The sequence below is a fragment of the Bradyrhizobium sp. 1(2017) genome (assembly GCF_011602485.2).
Classification (GTDB): domain Bacteria; phylum Pseudomonadota; class Alphaproteobacteria; order Rhizobiales; family Xanthobacteraceae; genus Bradyrhizobium.
This window is the reverse complement of the sequence record NZ_CP050022.2, coordinates 1,988,832-2,004,396: the sequence shown is the minus strand read 5'-3', so window position 1 is coordinate 2,004,396 and position 15,565 is coordinate 1,988,832. Positions and strand designations below refer to the sequence as shown.

General features: G+C 62.1%; 10 protein-coding genes. 4 read left to right on the top strand and 6 right to left on the bottom strand.

Going from position 1 to position 15,565, the window contains the following annotated elements; genetic code table 11:
• Positions 1-54 precede the first annotated feature (54 nt).
• Positions 55-3,963, top strand: coding sequence for an RHS repeat protein (locus tag HAP40_RS09590; protein WP_166818040.1), 3,909 nt, complete (start codon positions 55-57; stop codon positions 3,961-3,963).
• 264 nt (positions 3,964-4,227) lie between these two features.
• Positions 4,228-5,355 carry an acyltransferase family protein gene (locus tag HAP40_RS09585; RefSeq protein ID WP_166818041.1) on the top strand — a complete coding sequence of 376 codons (1,128 nt, stop codon included), beginning with the start codon at positions 4,228-4,230 and terminating at the stop codon, positions 5,353-5,355.
• A 24-nt stretch (positions 5,356-5,379) separates the two neighbouring features.
• Here the strand turns inward: HAP40_RS09585 and HAP40_RS09580 are convergent, their stop codons facing one another.
• Positions 5,380-6,741 (bottom strand): polysaccharide pyruvyl transferase family protein, encoded by a 1,362-nt coding sequence (locus HAP40_RS09580; protein WP_166818042.1) that lies wholly within the window; start codon positions 6,739-6,741, stop codon positions 5,380-5,382.
• A gap of 19 nt (positions 6,742-6,760) precedes the next feature.
• Positions 6,761-8,218: a lipopolysaccharide biosynthesis protein gene (locus tag HAP40_RS09575; RefSeq protein WP_166818043.1), complete on the bottom strand. Its 1,458-nt coding sequence runs from the start codon at positions 8,216-8,218 to the stop codon at positions 6,761-6,763.
• Positions 8,219-8,506: 288 nt separating this feature from the next.
• Here HAP40_RS09575 and HAP40_RS09570 point away from each other — a divergent pair, with 288 nt between their 5' ends.
• Entirely contained in the window at positions 8,507-9,604 is a 1,098-nt protein-coding gene (locus HAP40_RS09570) for a glycosyltransferase family 4 protein (RefSeq protein WP_246741139.1), read from the top strand.
• Between the two features lie 17 nt (positions 9,605-9,621).
• On the opposite strand, the gene HAP40_RS09565 is transcribed toward HAP40_RS09570, so the two are convergent.
• The 4 genes from HAP40_RS09565 to HAP40_RS09550 are packed head-to-tail and all read right to left on the bottom strand — an operon-like array spanning position 9,622 to position 14,379.
• Positions 9,622-10,710: an acyltransferase family protein gene (locus HAP40_RS09565; protein WP_166818045.1), complete on the bottom strand. Its 1,089-nt coding sequence runs from the start codon at positions 10,708-10,710 to the stop codon at positions 9,622-9,624.
• Positions 10,707-11,816: an acyltransferase family protein gene (locus tag HAP40_RS09560; protein WP_246741140.1), complete on the bottom strand. Its 1,110-nt coding sequence runs from the start codon at positions 11,814-11,816 to the stop codon at positions 10,707-10,709. The genes HAP40_RS09565 and HAP40_RS09560 overlap by 4 nt, the downstream gene beginning before the upstream one ends.
• A gap of 6 nt (positions 11,817-11,822) precedes the next feature.
• Positions 11,823-13,160 carry a hypothetical protein gene (locus tag HAP40_RS09555; RefSeq protein WP_166818046.1) on the bottom strand — a complete coding sequence of 446 codons (1,338 nt, stop codon included), beginning with the start codon at positions 13,158-13,160 and terminating at the stop codon, positions 11,823-11,825.
• A gap of 7 nt (positions 13,161-13,167) precedes the next feature.
• Entirely contained in the window at positions 13,168-14,379 is a 1,212-nt protein-coding gene (locus HAP40_RS09550) for an acyltransferase family protein (protein WP_246741141.1), read from the bottom strand.
• Between the two features lie 665 nt (positions 14,380-15,044).
• Here HAP40_RS09550 and HAP40_RS09545 point away from each other — a divergent pair.
• Complete coding sequence (locus HAP40_RS09545) at positions 15,045-15,539, top strand: hypothetical protein (RefSeq protein WP_166818047.1); 495 nt, start codon at positions 15,045-15,047, stop codon at positions 15,537-15,539.
• The last annotated feature ends 26 nt before the right edge of the window (positions 15,540-15,565 follow it).

Below are 15,565 nucleotides of genomic sequence, written 5' to 3'. Positions count from 1 at the left end.
TTCGACGCAAATCCCTGCGAGCAATTTTGTTCGCGCTGAAAACTCGAGTGTGCAATGCCTGATCAAACCATCCTGTCCGCCTCCGGCTTCGTCAACTCCATCGGCGTCAATACGCACGCCGGCTTCGGTTGGACCGGCTACAACAATCTCGCGCTGATGGTCGAGGACCTGGAGTATCTCGGCGTCACCCATCTCCGCGACGCGATGGGGACCAGCCCCGCCGCGCAACCCGTCGTCGAAGGTCTGGCCGCTGCCGGCTACAAGTTCGACTTCCTGGTGTCGTCCGCCCTGCCCCAGACCGGCACGGCCGGGCTGCAGAACTACATCGCATCGCTCCAGAAGTTCGTGACGAACCATGCAGGCAGCATCAGCGCCATCGAGGGGCTCAACGAAGCCAATCACCAGCCCTTCAGCTACAATGGCAGCTCGAGCCTCACCGCCGCAGCTCAGTTCCAGAGCGCGCTCTATCAGGCGGTCAATGCCAACGCCACGCTCGCCAGCATCCCCGTCTACAATCTGTCACTGGCCTACAACGATCCCCAGGGCTACAGCCAGCTCGGCAACATGTCGGGCTCCGTCGACTACGCCAACGCCCACGCCTATGTCAGCACAAGCCTGACTCCCGGCAGCTCCATCGCGGCGACGCTGAGCGCGGTCATGCACGCGGCACCGGGAAAGCCCGTCGTTATCACGGAAACCGGCTACACCACCCAGTCCAACACCCAATATCTCGGCGTCAATGAGACGGTGCAGGCCAAGTCGATCCTGAACACGCTGGTCGATGCCTACAAGGCCGGCGTGAGCGCGACGTATCTCTACGAGTTGTTCGACCGCGACTCGTCCGCGGGCAATACCAATCCTGAAGCCAATTTCGGCCTGTTCAACTCCGACGGAACGCCCAAGCTCGCCGCGACGGCGATTCACAATTTGACGACCATTCTGGCTGACGACGGCAAGGGCGGCCAGCAGCCGACTGATCCGCTGAACTACACCCTGAGCAACATGCCGGCCTCGGGCAACAGCATGGTGCTCGGCAAGAGCAACGGCGCCTACGAACTCGTCGTATGGGCGGAGCCGAAGCTCTGGAAGGACGCCAACGATACCGAGATTTCCAATCCGACCGAGACCGTCACGGTGAATCTCGGCGGCGTGCATCATTCGGTAAAGGTGTACGACACGCTGACGGGAACCACGGCGATCGCCAGCTACACCGACGTCAGCACCATCACCATTCCGGTCAGCGATCACCCGCTGATCATCGAGATCGATGCGCCCCCGGCCACCACAACGCCGCCGGACACACGGACCAGTGTCACCGGGACGGCTGCCGAGATCGTGCCGCAACTGTCCGACCTGAGCGACTCGACGGCGCTGCAGACCATCACGCTGACCGACTCGCACGTCCTGCAGGTCGCCTCGAAGGCGACCATGGACTACATCATCGCCCATTACGGCAGCGCCCTCTCCAAGATCCAGGGCGGATACTCGTTCTCGGTGACGAACTCGGCCGCGACCTGGACCAACACCAAGACGTACGATGCGAGCGGAAAGCTGCTCTCGAAGTCCGACACCGGCCTCAATTCAAGCGGGCAACCGACTTCGACCACCGTCGCCTACACCGACGGCTCCAAGGACCTGATCAGCTACACCGGCGGCGTGAAGACGAAATTCGTCCACATCGACACCGACGCAACCCGAACCACGGACACCTACAACACGTCCGGAACCCTTCTGAGCGAGGTCGTCCAGAAGTCCGACGGCTATTACTCCACCACGCTCTATACGAACGGGGTGAAGACCGCGGCCTATGTCAAGAACGCGGACCGCTCCCAGGACAACTATACCTACGGCATCACGGGGAAGAGCTTCACCACCCAGGTTCAGCATCTCGACGCCTCGGGGAAGGTCACCTCGGTGACCCGCAGCCATGCCGACGGCTCGCTGGATTCGACCCAGGTCTACAACAGCGACGGCAGCAGCGTGATCACCACGTACAGCGCCACGGGGGTCAAGCTGGTCGAGACGGCCTATCATGCCGATCGCAGCAAGGACGTCTGGACCTACAATATCAAGGGCCAGAACTACACGACCGAGCACGACGTCTACGACAGCACCGGCTTCCTCACCAACCTGACGCGCCTGCACAGCGACGGCAGTCTTGCCTTCAAGCTGATCCAGACGGCCGACGGCACCAAGACGACCGATTGGTACAATGCCGCCGGCAGCCTCACCAGCGAGGTCGTGCAGAAGGCGGACGGCACCACCTCCACCACGCTCTACAATGACGGCGTCAAGACCAACGCCTACGTCAAGAATGCCGACGGCAGCCAGGACAATTACGCCTTTGGCCTCACCGGCAGGAGCTACACCACGCAGATCCAGCACGTCGATCCGTCCGGCAAGATCACGGCCGTGACCCGCAAGCACGCCGACGGCACGTTCGACTATACGCAGGTGATCAACGCCGACGGCAGCAGCGTCGTCACCAACTACGATGCCGCGGGAACGCGGATCAAGAAGGCCGACATCCACGCCGACGGCAGCAAGGACGTCTACCTCTTCAACATCACCGGCCAAAACTACACGACCGAGCGCGACGTCTACGATGCGACCGGCTTCCTCACCACGCTGATCCGCAAGCACGCGGACGGCAGCATGGCGTTCAAGCTGGTACAGGACAAGGACGGGACCAAGGCGACGGAGTGGTACGACGCCAACGGCGTCCTCACCAGCGAGGTGCTCCAGAAGACGAGCGGGTACAGCTCGACCACGGTGTACACCAACGGCGTGAAGACCGCGGCGTACATCACCAACGCCGACATGAGCCACGACAATTACAGCTACAACATCACCGGCCAGAGCTATACCACGCAGTACCAGCACCTCGACCCGACCGGCAAGACGACCGAGGTGACCCGCTGGCACGCCGACGGCTCGCTCGACTACACCCAGATTGTCAACGACGACGGCAGCAGCGTGGTCGCGAACTACGATGCGGCCGGCGTCAAGAAGACGCAAACCGACTACCACGCCGACGGCTCGAAGGACGTCTTCCAGTTCAACATCGTCGGCCAGACCTACAGCAACGAGCACGACACGTACGATGCGACGGGCTTCCTCACCCACATCGTGCGCACCCACGCCGACAACAGCCTGGCTTTCACGCTGGCGCAGACGGCCGACGGCACCAAGACCTCGGACTGGTACGACGCCAAGGGCGTCATCACCAGCGAGGTGACGACCAAGAGCGACGGTTACAACTCCACGACCGTCTACACCGCCGGCGTGAAGACCGCTGCCTACATCAAGAATGCCGACGGCACGTCGGACAATTGGAACTACAACGTCACCGGGCAGTCCTACACCACCCAGCATCAGCACCTCGATGCCTCGGGCAAGCTGGTCGAGCTCACTCGGACCCACGCCGACGGCACTCTGGACTATACCCAGGTCATCCACGACGACGGCAGCAAGCTGACCGACATCTATAACAGCCACGGCGTCAAGACCCAGGAGATCGCCAACAACGCCAACGGCTCGAAGGACGTCTTCCTGTTCAACTTCAACGGACAGGCCGGGACGACCCAGCACGAGAACTACAACGCCGCCAACGCGCTCCAGTTCTTCGATCAGACCAAGACCGACGGCACCCACAACGTCACGGCCGTCGCGAGCGGCGTCACGATCCATGGCGGGGCTGGCAACGACGTGTTCTCGGCCGCGCCAAGCTCGACCACCATCGCATACGATCATGGCCAGGACCAGATCCTCAACTTCCAAGCCGGCGCCGGGGCAACTCACGACGTGATCCAGATCTCGAAGCTGCTGGCGGCCGACTACAGCCACCTGCAGATGACGCAGTCCGGCACGAACGCGCTCATCACGTTCTCGGCGAACGACACGATCCTGCTAAAGAACGTCTATGTCTCCAACCTGACGAGCCACGACTTCCTGTTCGTCTGAGCACGGCGAAATCTGCCCAAACGGGCGCCAACATCGCGATGGGCCGGGACCATGCAGAGGTTCCCGGCCCTTCTTTTTCTTAGGCACCTGCCTCATCAGGGAGCAGGGGAGCCGACTGCCATTCGCAATGGGATGGGCGCCATGAATTCTGCATGAATTCCGGCGGACTGCCGCGATCGCGCGGCATCGGCCGGCGCGCCTGCGAACTTGCGTCACAATTCGTCCCTAGAAGGGGGGCGAACCGCGCAAGGACTCCGAGGCCCGATGGAAGCCAGTGAAGCAAGACGTTTTGTCGTTCTCGATTTTTACCGCTTCGTGGCCGCTCTCGGGGTCTTCATCTTCCACCTGAAGCTGATCGACACGGGCATCTCGCCGGCCTGGAACGGGTCTTACGGCCTGTTCGTGGACATGTTCTTCATCCTGTCCGGCTTCGTGATCTCATACTCCTACCCGTCCGACGCGCGCGGCCTACGCGCCTATTCCCGTTTCATGATCCGCCGCATCGCGCGGATCTATCCGCTGCACCTGCTGAGCCTGCTCATCTTCGTGGTGCTGATCGCTGTCGGCCTAGAGCGCACGGCGCGGTCGACCCCGCTCGACTTCTTCTACAATCTGCTGTTGCTCCAGGCTTGGGGCGTCACCGACCACCTCAGCTTCAACTCGCCTTCCTGGTCGATCAGCGCGGAGTTCTTCTGCTATCTGATCTTCCCGGCCCTGATGTTGTTCGCGCGCAAGCTGCATCCCCTGGTCCTGGCTGCATTCGTCGCGGCGCTGTATCTGGTCCTGGCACACGGGCATTTGCCGATCTGGCAGGATCGGTCGCAGATGTACGGAGCCAATTACGACTACGGCATGCTCCGCGCCTTGCCGAGCTTCCTGAACGGCATCCTGCTCGCGATCCTGTTCCGGATGTCGCAGCCCTACCGGCAGAAGCGGGTCGTGTTTGCCGGCATCGCCATGTTCGGCATCTCCGTGCTCGTCCTCAACGTCTTCGCCAAGCCGGACCTCGCCATCCTGCTGTTCTCCTGCGCCATCCTGCTCACCGCGGTCGGCGAAAGCGCCTTCACCGAATTCCCCGGCGCCCGCCTGCTTGGACGGCTCGGCAACACCTCATACGCAATCTACATGCTGCACGATGCCGTTCTCATTGCCGTGTTCAAGCCGCTATGGACCTGGCTCGGACTGCGTCCGGATCAATTCGGCCTCTTCGCCCTCGCCTGCTGCGTCGTGCTGACGATCCTCGCAGACCGCACCTATGCCTATTTCGAGAATCCGGCGCGGCGCCTCCTCAACCGCCTGGCCGACACCGACCTCGTGTCCTCCCGCAAGGTCCGGCCGGCGACGGCCGAGACGCCCCTGCGCTTCGAGAACACCGAGCGAGCGGTCAACTGACGCGTCCGGAAGGCATCCGGGCGCTCAGGCGACCTTGCCGCCGGCCTCTGGCACGATCCGCATCGCGCTGTCGTCCAGCAAAGGCGCGACATTGGCTCGGGACAAGTCCATGACGTCGGGCAGCATCTGACGCACCTGCTCGCCAGCAGCCTCGTAGGCCCCGAGGAAGTGCAGCAGGAACGCATCGAAGCTGTCTCCGACGAGGAACTGGGCCGGCGAGAGCAACAGCGACTCGCTGATGCCGAAATGCCCGAACAGGCCCTGGAACTTGTCCTGGTAGGTGATCGCCGCCACGGGCGTGCCCTGCCCGAGCGCGGCGATCGCCAGATGCATGCGGCCCGTGATCACGCCGTCGACCAATCCGACAACGGCCTTGATCTCGCCCGCCGACAGAACCTGCTCGACATGATGCACATGTTCCCCAAGGGCGGGTTTGAGCCGGGCAGCCAGCGGCCGCAGGCAATTGTCGTCGGCAATTCCGGGGCGGTAGTCATGCGCCAGCAGCAGCCAGCTCGCGTTGTGCTGCCGCGACAGGCGCGCCATGGCGTCCGCCGCGAGTTCGATCATCCGCTCCAGCTTGGCCGGCTCCGGTTTCTTGAACAACATCGGGTGGATGTTGAAGACGAAGACCTTGCGGCCCTGCTCGCGCTGCCGCGCGACCGTGGCTGCGATCTGCTTCACTGCCGCGGTGTCGGCGCGCGGCGTCAGCATGAAGGCAGCATCGGCGACGAGGCGCGCGCGCTTTTGGGCGAAATCGTCGAAGCGCTGAAGCGATATCGCATCGCGTAGATTGAGGACCACGCCCGGATCAAGCAGCCGGAACACTTCGCGCAGGGCCTTGGCCGGACGGGAATTGAAGCTGAAGCCGAGCACACTGACCTTGGCGCCGAACGCCGCCATCAGGTCGGCGACGAGCAGCATGCGCGCGGCATCCACCGGAGAATAATAGCCGTCGAGCACGTCGGCCCCCAGCACCACCCCGAAATCCGGGCGGGTGAGCGAGAGCTCCTGTGCGACCGTCTCGTAGGAAAACGGCTGTTTCCAGATCTCGAGCGGCCTGAAACCCATGGCGCGCACGTCCGCACTTGCCGCGCTGGTGGCGGTGACGATGTAGATCTCGAGGTCGGGATAGACCCGCTTCATCTCGCCGGCGGCGGCTTCGATCATCGCCTCATCGCCGCGCGACTGATGAATGCTCCAGGGATCCGACGGCAACAGCACGAGCCGGCGCGGATTGTTGCGCGGCGCCGCATTGACGCCGACGTCCTTCCGGGCGATCTGCCACCTGCGCAGCTCGAGGAGATCAACGGCGAAGGGCGTGTTCTTCGCGCTGTTGAGCCAGCCTCGGAGCTGCCTGCGAACGGGCACCGGGATCAATTGCTTCAAATCGTCCTCCTCGTCTTCATCAGGCGGTCGCGCCGCGCTTCACGACGAAATCGATCAGCGAGAACAGCTGCTTCCGCCAGAACAGCAGAATGCTCAGCAGATAGGTCGCGCCGAAACATGACGACAGCAGCCCCATCCGCAGATACGGATTCATGTCCGGCGTCGCGTGGCGGCACAGCACGACCGCGCCATAGGCCAGCACGATGGCGCAAAGACAGCCCGCGATCGGTTTCAGGAACTGGCTCCAGCTCAGGCCCAGCAGCCGGAGCGCCAGCGCGAATGTCACGGGGGTCACCACGAGCTGCGCGAACGCGAAGATCGTCGCCAGCTGACCGATATCGCGCGAGGGAAGCAGGAACATCGCGGGCACGACCGCGCAGAATTTGAGGATGTTGAGCGCAAAGACGTAGTTCGGCTTGCCGAGCGCGCCGAAATAGGCGCTGTTGACGAACTGAACCGTCTGAATCGCGCCAATGAGCATCAGCGGCCTCATCACCGCTTCGCTGCCGCTCCACTTCGCGCCGAACAGCAACAGGGAAAACTCCGGCGCGATCGCCGCGAGCAGCACGAAGATGGGAGAACCCACCAACGCTCCGAGACTGACGCTGCGCAGATAGGCGCCGGCGATGCGGTCACGCTCGTGGGCGATCTTGGACAGCGCGCTCAACGCGACGTCCATGACCGCCTGGGTGAGCAGCTGCATCAGGATGATGTAGACCCGCGCGCCGACCGTGTAGATGCCGAGGGCCGCGACGCCATAGAGCGACAGGATGATCATGTCGATCGTGCGAACGATGGCGAAATCCAGCAGCCTGTTCAGCACGACATGGACGCTGTAGCCGGAGAGCTCGCGAAAGCTTCCGGTATCGTAGCCGCGCATCGGCAGCCACCGCGGCTGGCTCCAGAGCCAGAGGCCGCTGATCGCGCTCTGAACGACCACCTGGATCACGAGGCTGATCGCGCCGAATCCAGCATAGGCACAGGCAATTCCCACGATACCGGAGATGGCGGTGGCGACCATGGTCCTGAGCGCCAGCACGCGGAAGTCCATCTGGCGCTTGTAAAGCGCCTCCTGGAACAGGGTCGCCGTGCCGATCGGGAGGGCGAGAGAGGCAGCCGTCAACAACGGCGCGAGCCCTTTCACGTCGAGCCAATGCTCGATATCCGTCGCCAGGAAAGCAATCAGGACCGCCAGGATCGTCGATGCAGCAAAGGAGCAGAAAAAGGGCAGCGTGACATCGACGGGCTCGAGCGTGCGCCGCTGGATCAACGCATCGCCGAAGCCGAATTCGGCGATCGAGCTCAACAGCAGCAGAATGAAGGCGACGAGCGCTGCAAGACCGAAATCCGCGGGATTGAGCAGCCGGGCCAGAACCAGAAACAAGACGAACGAAAGCGCCCGGCCGCCCCAATTCTGGGCAAGCGACCAGAACAAGGCAACCACGACCTGATGTTGTTTGCCCTGCGTGACATTCATCAACAATTCGACCCAATTCCGACAGATCCAACCACATTCGCAGACTAGACGACGTGGCACAGATGCTGCCGCGACGTCACCATCTCCGATCGCGGCGGAGTCCTGATTGCTCGCTACATTACGACGGAGTGATGGCAATCAGATGAGAGCCGTCACGTTTCCGATTTAGAGTGGAAGTGAGTTCAAATCGTGGACTACACTCCCATCAACCTTGCGAAGTGATGCAAAATGGATGCCTTGATGAATTCGCCTGCCGAGCGTTCTCTCCGTAACTCCAGGCGCTTGCGTGTGGCCATCTACGCACCGCATTTTGCGGAATATTCCTACCGGCTCGCAGCGGGATTGGCGCATCATTGCGACGTCCGTCTCGTGCTCAACCGCAAGGATGCGAATCAACAGTGGGAACTTGCCGATATCGCCGTGGCGGCGCCCTTCGAGACACGGATCCGTGACCTGAGCCTGCGCCGCGGCGGCGCGATCGGCATCCCTGCCTCGTTCATGGACATAATATCGTTTCGTCCAGACGTGATTCATTGTCACGAAGTTCCGGAGATCTACACGTCCAGGCTGATCCAGCTGCTTCGTCCGTTCCGCATCCCCCTGGTGCTGACCGTTCACGATGCAATCCCCCATTCGGAAGGCGGCTCCGGCACCTCGCCACGTGAAGATGCCTGGCGCGGGCGCATGCGCGCAGCCGCATCGATCGTCACCACGCATGGCGAGAGCTGCATTGCCGATTTCCGCCGCGCCTCGCCCGACTTCAAGGGCGAGACGGTCTCCAGCATGCACGGCGTGCTGATGGTTCCGCCGGCCAAAGGCGCGGTCAGCGCGCCGGAAGCCGCGCGGATCCTGTTCTTCGGACGGATGTGGGCCTACAAGGGCCTCGACGTCTTTATCGATGCAATCGACATATTGGCCCAGCGCGGCGTGGCGCATGAAGCGATCGTCGCCGGCCGCGGCCCCGAGATGACGCGACTGGGCGCGCGGATGGAGGCGATGCCGACCGTCAAGACGATCAACGCCTATATTTCGCCTGCAGAGACCGGACGGCTGTTTCAATCCGCCACCGTGGTTGCCCTGCCCTACAAGGACGCGACGCAGAGCGGCGTGCTGGCATCCGCCTATGGCAACTCCCGGCCCGTCGTTGCCAGCGCCACCGGCGGCATCCCCGATGTCGTGACGGACGGCGTCAACGGGCTGCTGGTTCCGCCCGGCGATGCCACTGCGCTCGCCGACGCACTCGAACGCGTGCTGACCTCGAAGTCTCTCGCCGCGACATTGACGGAGGGCGCACGGCAGACCGCAGCTGGCCTGCTGAACTGGGACCGTATCGCCGAGAAGTTGCTTGGATCCTATCACAGGCTCGCCGCTCGTACCGTGAGCTGACCGCGAGCAGCGGTCCCTCAAACCGATTGCTCGATCCGCGGTCGAAAGAACAGGCCGCGGATCGCACCGTGCAGCAGGCGCCTCAGCCTGACCTCGATCAGCTCATACGTGATCGCGCTCGCAACGAGTGACATCACCAGCCCGAGCCCGATGAAGGCGGCCCACAGCAGCCAACGGTCGACGCCGGCAGCGACCAGCTTGAGGCCGATCACCTGCAGGGGGAAGAGCACGAAGGGATGCACGAGATAGAGGCTGTAGCTGATCTTGCCGATATATTGGAGCGCCGGCGTGCTCAGAGCCCTGCCGAGGCCCGATTCCGGGGCAAGCACCATGCCGAACAGCAGAAATCCGGGAATGAGCCCCACGAACGGGTGAAACAGCACGAGGCTCGCATACAGGGCAGCCCCGCAGGCGAGGCCCGCGAGCAGCCCCAGGCGTCCGGGAATTGAGATGCGAAATCCGGTCGCGCTGAACAGCATTCCGATGCAGAAGAATGCGGTGATCGGCCAGCGCATCAGGCAGGCCAGACCCAGCAGGATCAGGGGCGCCGCCAACAGCTTGCCCCCGCCACGCCACATCGAGAATGTCAGCGCAAACCAGATGTAGAACGCCCACTCATAGGTCAATGTCCAGGCGTTCTGCTGAGCAATGGGCAGGCCGAGCGCATCCTGCACGAAGAACAGGTTGGCTGCGAAGATCCCGAGATAGCTGGTCAGATCGATCCCGCGGAAGAACTTGTAGGCCACGATCGGCCCGATCACGAACAGCGCAAGATGCAGGACGACGAACACCGGCATGATGCGCAGGACGCGGTCGTAGAAGAACCGCGACAGCGAACCGTGGCGCACGAGACTCGCCGGGATCAGGAAGCCGCTGATCATGAAGAACAGCTCGACACCGTGCCCGCCGACATTGATCACCGATTGCAGCCAGAGCCAGAGCGGCGGCAGGAAGCCGGGATTCGGGATGTCGTACATGCCCGCCTTCGGCATGTCGTAGAAATGGTCCATCAGCACGCTCAGCGCCGCGATGGCACGAAGGCCCTGGACCGAAGGAACGAACGATCCATCATACGCGGCGCCCGGCTGGTGGGATGCCTTGATCACTCCGCGGCACCCTGGGTGCTGAGGGCCGGCTCGAGGACAACAGGCTTTCTTCGCGCCGAGCGGAACCTCTGTCCGAAGGAAATGCTGGGCTTCTCGATGAACGCGAATGTCATCCAGCTGACGAGGATCGACAACGCCAGGATCACGACCAGGAAGATCGACCATCCGAGCGGCCCGTCACCGAACCAGGCGAGGCGATGGATGACGACGATCACGAACGGCGACATCAGGTAGACCGAATAGCTGATCACGCCGACGAACGCCATCGGGCGCCACGCCATTCGTTCGCCGAACACGGCAAAGCCGATGAAGACCAGCGCCGCGCAGACATAGGCCGATCCGATCGAATAGCTGTAGAAGAAATTCTCGTGATACTCGCCGCCGAACCTGCGGTCCGACAGGGTGATGGCGAAGATCGCATACATGAGCGTGCAGACGGCCACATGGGTCCATCGCAGCTTTCCGCTGATGACGGTGTCGCGGATGATCTTGCCCAGGAACATCGCCGACAGGTTCAGCCCGACCTCCATCACCGAGGAGACCGTCCTGTTCTCGACGAAGAGTGCAGCGGTGGTTCCGACCAGCGCGGCCGCAGCGACGATGGTCACCGCCGTGAAGCGCCGGTTCAGCAGCCCCATCGCAAAGAGAACGGTGCAACCGAAGTAAAACAGCAGCTCGATCGCCAGCGTCCAGTAGAACACCCAGAGGTTCGGGACGTTCACGAAAGTCTGCAACATCGTCACGTTCGCGGCGACCTGCCCCAGCGGATAGGCCTTCGACTCCAGGAGCTGCATCACCACGAGCCCGACCACGAGCGAGGTCCAATAGGCCGGATAAAGCCGGAAGAAGCGGCTGATCGTAAAATCCCGCACGGGCGTGGCGCTGTCCGGGAAGCTGAACGGAATGACGAAGCCGCTGACGAAGAAGAACAGCACCACGCCGAACCGGCCAAAGTTCATGTAGTAGCCGAACACATCGTGGATGGGCCAGTAATAGGCGCCCGTCGGATGCTTCTCGACGATCACCTCGAAGACATGCTGGACCAGGACCGACAACACGGCAATGCCGCGCAACGTGTCGATGAATGCGAGCCGTTTATGCATCATTCGTTCTCACCTGCTTCCGCTCGCCGCCGGCATGTCCGGGCGGAAGCCTTCCAATGGCGGCATCGGTGGCCGCATGACAATGGGCACGGCATCGCCTGCCCGCGCGGAGGTCGCACGCCGCGAGAACACCTCGCTAAAGCTCAACGCGATGATCAGCAGGCCGGATGCCGGACCGTAGTTCAGGACCGTAATCGTGAACAAATTGACGACGAAGATCAGCGTCAGCTTGTAGACGTCGGTGGCGCCGAATGTCGCCCGGAACACCATCACCATGAACGCCACAAACGGGAGTCCGAACATCAGGTACGTGCCGATATAGAAATTGTCGACCGGCACCCAGAAATGCGCGAGCGGCGAGAACAGCTTCTGGGGATAATTGAAGCAGCCGGCACCGCAACCGGTGATGAGGCCGACCGGCATGAGCTGGCTCATATAGACGAACGGCAGCTGCCAGCTGTTGTTGATGCGGTCGACGATGCTGAACAGGGTCGAGTGCGGCACCGCGGCGGTACCGGACGCAACCACGATCATGAAGAACGGCACGAAGATCGCGATGAAGGACCACTGCGCGATCGATCGGATTGCGGGGAAACGCGATTTCTCCGGCAGCAGCCGCACGAACACCAGCAAAATGAGGTACAGCACGAGGACGATCATGGTCGTCTTGCTCGTGGTCAGCTTGATGGCATAGATCGCAATGGAACCGAACAAGAGGCACCACGTGGTGCTCATGCGAATCGACGTGATCGCGAACGAGATGAGGATAAAGAAGGCAGCCATGGTATTGTCGGCCGCAAAGCCCATCAGGCGCTGGTCGTCGCCGCCATAGGCCCACCACAGCCTGCCCGCCTCGCGCACCGCGCCAAACGACTCGTATTTGTAGCCGACCCAGGGCATCAGGAAGAATTTGGTCAGGAAGACGCCGATCACGGACAGGTAGAAGGTCACCGCGACGACCGACAGCAGCTTCTTATACGAGCCGAGGCTCGAATCGCAGAAGCAGAACCCGACGAACACCGGCAACATCATCTTGAAGGACGAGATCGCCGCGTTCATCGTACCCATCATGAAGTAGCCGAGCACGAGCGACAGCATGATCTGTACGAGCACGAGCAGGGCCAGAGTGCTGCGGTTGCGCAGGACGCAGTGCATGAAGAACTGGGCCAGGCACAGCATCGCGACGGCGTCGGGCAGGAACCATAGCGCATCGAGGTGATAGATGCTGGTATAGTAGCGCATCACGCCGCCGAAGGCGTCGCGGACCAGATACATCCCGAGCGCGATCCCCTCGATGTTGAGGCTGATCAGCGTCATTCGCGGCCGGTGCAGCGCGAGCATGCTCATGCCGGGCTCAGTTGGTCAGCCGCGCCGATCGCGCGGGAGATGGCGTGAAATCCGGACGGCTTCCGAGTGCATTTCGCATGAATCTGCCGCCGGGAATCTCGATGTAGAGATAGGTGAAGTGCGAAACGACCAGCACCGCGGTCAGCGAGACGACGAGGTTCATCGACGCGGGCAGGCCTGCCCACACCGAATCCAGCGCAGCGATACGCCCTGCTCCCACGGCCCGCACGAAATATTCGGCCAGCAGCACCACGAGCGCGTGCACCATATAGATGGAGTAGGAACGGCGCCCGAGCCAGACCAGCGGCTTGGCGACCAGCATGCGCGGCACCAGCAGCGCATCCGGAAAGGCAAGCAAGCTGCCGAGGAAGATCGCGAACGTGACCGGCGCCAGGAAAGTTGCCGCGGGATTGGTCTCCGCCAGAGACACCAGGACGATGCTGGCGATCATGGCGACGAATTGCACCATGCCTTGCACCGCCGGGCCCGGCTTGGCCGGCAGGCGGTCGACGATCCTGACCGCCAGCACGCCCAGAAAGAAGCTGACGAAGCAGCGCAGGATGCCGAAATCGGTCTGAAGCCCGAGGCTCCTCTTGTCGAGCACGAAGATGATGAAGACCAAACTGCCGACCGCAAGCGCCCCGCAAAGGATATAGAACCACAACAGCGAACGCAGACGCTGGGCCAGCAGCAGAATCAGACCGAACACCAGATAGGTGTAGAACTCGACGCTGATGCTCCAGCTCGGCGCGTTCCAGCTGAGATAGTCGATGAACCCCATCGAATGCAGCAGGAGCACGTTGAGGCCGAAGGAATAGGCGTTGTTGACCTCGAACGCCGCGGGCGCCGCCACCACCACTCCAGCCATGACGAGGCCAATGCGCAGGAGACGAAAGACGAGATTTGCCAGCAGCATGACGATGTGCAGCGGGTAGACCCGCGCCAGACGCCGCACCATGAACTCGCGCAGTGAGAAGCGTCCGAAATCGCTCTCGACATAGCTGAGCGCCATGACGATCCCGCTGAGCACGAAGAACAGATCGACCAGCAGCCACGCACTCCTGAAGAAGGAGCAGTTGATCCACGCATTGTGCGGGAATGCCGCGAGAAAAGTCGGCATCAGAAGGAGGTGGTGAATCACCACCGAAGTCGCGGCGATCCCCCGGATACTGTCGAGCGGCAGAACATGCGCCTTCTCACGATGAACCAACTCCGTCACATCAACATTCCGTAGCTATTGCACCGCAGCACTGTGTATCAGGAGGTCGCGCGCATATTCAATCTCTGCGATCGCGGACTCGCACTCAGCGCATGACGACCGACGATAATTTCAAAGCTTGCAGATCATTCGGACATGCGAGCGCCAAGATCATGCCACTTTTCATCCGATGAGCGCGTGCGTCGGCGTGCAAGGCGATCCGAATGTCATGATGGCGCGTATTTGCGCGCAAAGTGTGCGCGAAATTCGGCGCTGATGCGATAGTGCCTCCGGAACAACATTGATCTGTCTGCGTGCAGATGTCGCACGAGAAAATCTCTCCACCGATAGGAACGATGGCAGCGCGTTGCGACTTGTGTCGGTTTTGCGACGCGCAGCTGTGCTGACTGCCTCTTATGTTTTCAGGTTGCAACATTCATGAGCGCGGCATGCCGATCTCGCAGGCATTGCAAATTGCGTTTCTGCAACCGGGCGGGCGGGCAACGCATTTGTTGTTGGCTTCCCGCGTCAACTTTTGCGCCGCACAAAAAATGACACAGTTACCTGCCAAGTTTCGTGTGTTCTCCTATTGCAACAGAAGCTAAGGAACACGGATGGGCCGCGGACTAACCCGACGTCATGCACAGCCGCGATGGCTACCGATCGTCTTGATAGGCGCTGCGCTGATGGTGGCGAGCGTCGAGGCTTGCCGCGCTCAGTGCGTCGAATTTTCGGACCGTGCCTCGCAGCTCGAACTCGACACCTTCGTGAAGTCCCCCTCCTCGCTACTGGAGAGGCTGCGCAACGACAAGGAGAAGCTGCGATATCGGCTCGCGGGCTATGTCGCGACGAGTCCTTCGGTGCTGCCGTCCGTCCAGACGCTCATCTCGGCGTCGGCGGCAACCGATCGCTCATCCATCGGTGCCGCGCTGCGCATTGCCGAAGGGCGCTGCACGTCGACGAAACCGGACTCTGCGCGCAAGATCCGGGATTTCGTGCAACGGATCGGCGATCTCAACGTGCAAGCCGGGTATTCCGCCGCAGGCGAGGACAACCCCGGCGTCCAGGCCCAATCGCAAGACAAGGGCCCGGCGCAGCCGGCCCGCGGCGGCGCTCTCCTCGAAGGCGAATGGAAGACCAAGCTGGCCAATCCATTCAAGCCCGTCCCCCTTCCGAATTGATCCATGCTCGTCAAAGGCAGCGAATT

Coding starts and splice junctions, on each gene's coding strand:
- HAP40_RS09545 (WP_166818047.1), top strand. CDS start 15,045: ATGGTGGCGAGCGTCGAGGCTTGCCGCGCTCAGTGCGTCGAATTTTCG.
- HAP40_RS09585 (WP_166818041.1), top strand. CDS start 4,228: ATGGAAGCCAGTGAAGCAAGACGTTTTGTCGTTCTCGATTTTTACCGC.
- HAP40_RS09590 (WP_166818040.1), top strand. CDS start 55: ATGCCTGATCAAACCATCCTGTCCGCCTCCGGCTTCGTCAACTCCATC.
- HAP40_RS09575 (WP_166818043.1), bottom strand. CDS start 8,218: ATGAATGTCACGCAGGGCAAACAACATCAGGTCGTGGTTGCCTTGTTC.
- HAP40_RS09560 (WP_246741140.1), bottom strand. CDS start 11,816: ATGATGCATAAACGGCTCGCATTCATCGACACGTTGCGCGGCATTGCC.
- HAP40_RS09555 (WP_166818046.1), bottom strand. CDS start 13,160: ATGAGCATGCTCGCGCTGCACCGGCCGCGAATGACGCTGATCAGCCTC.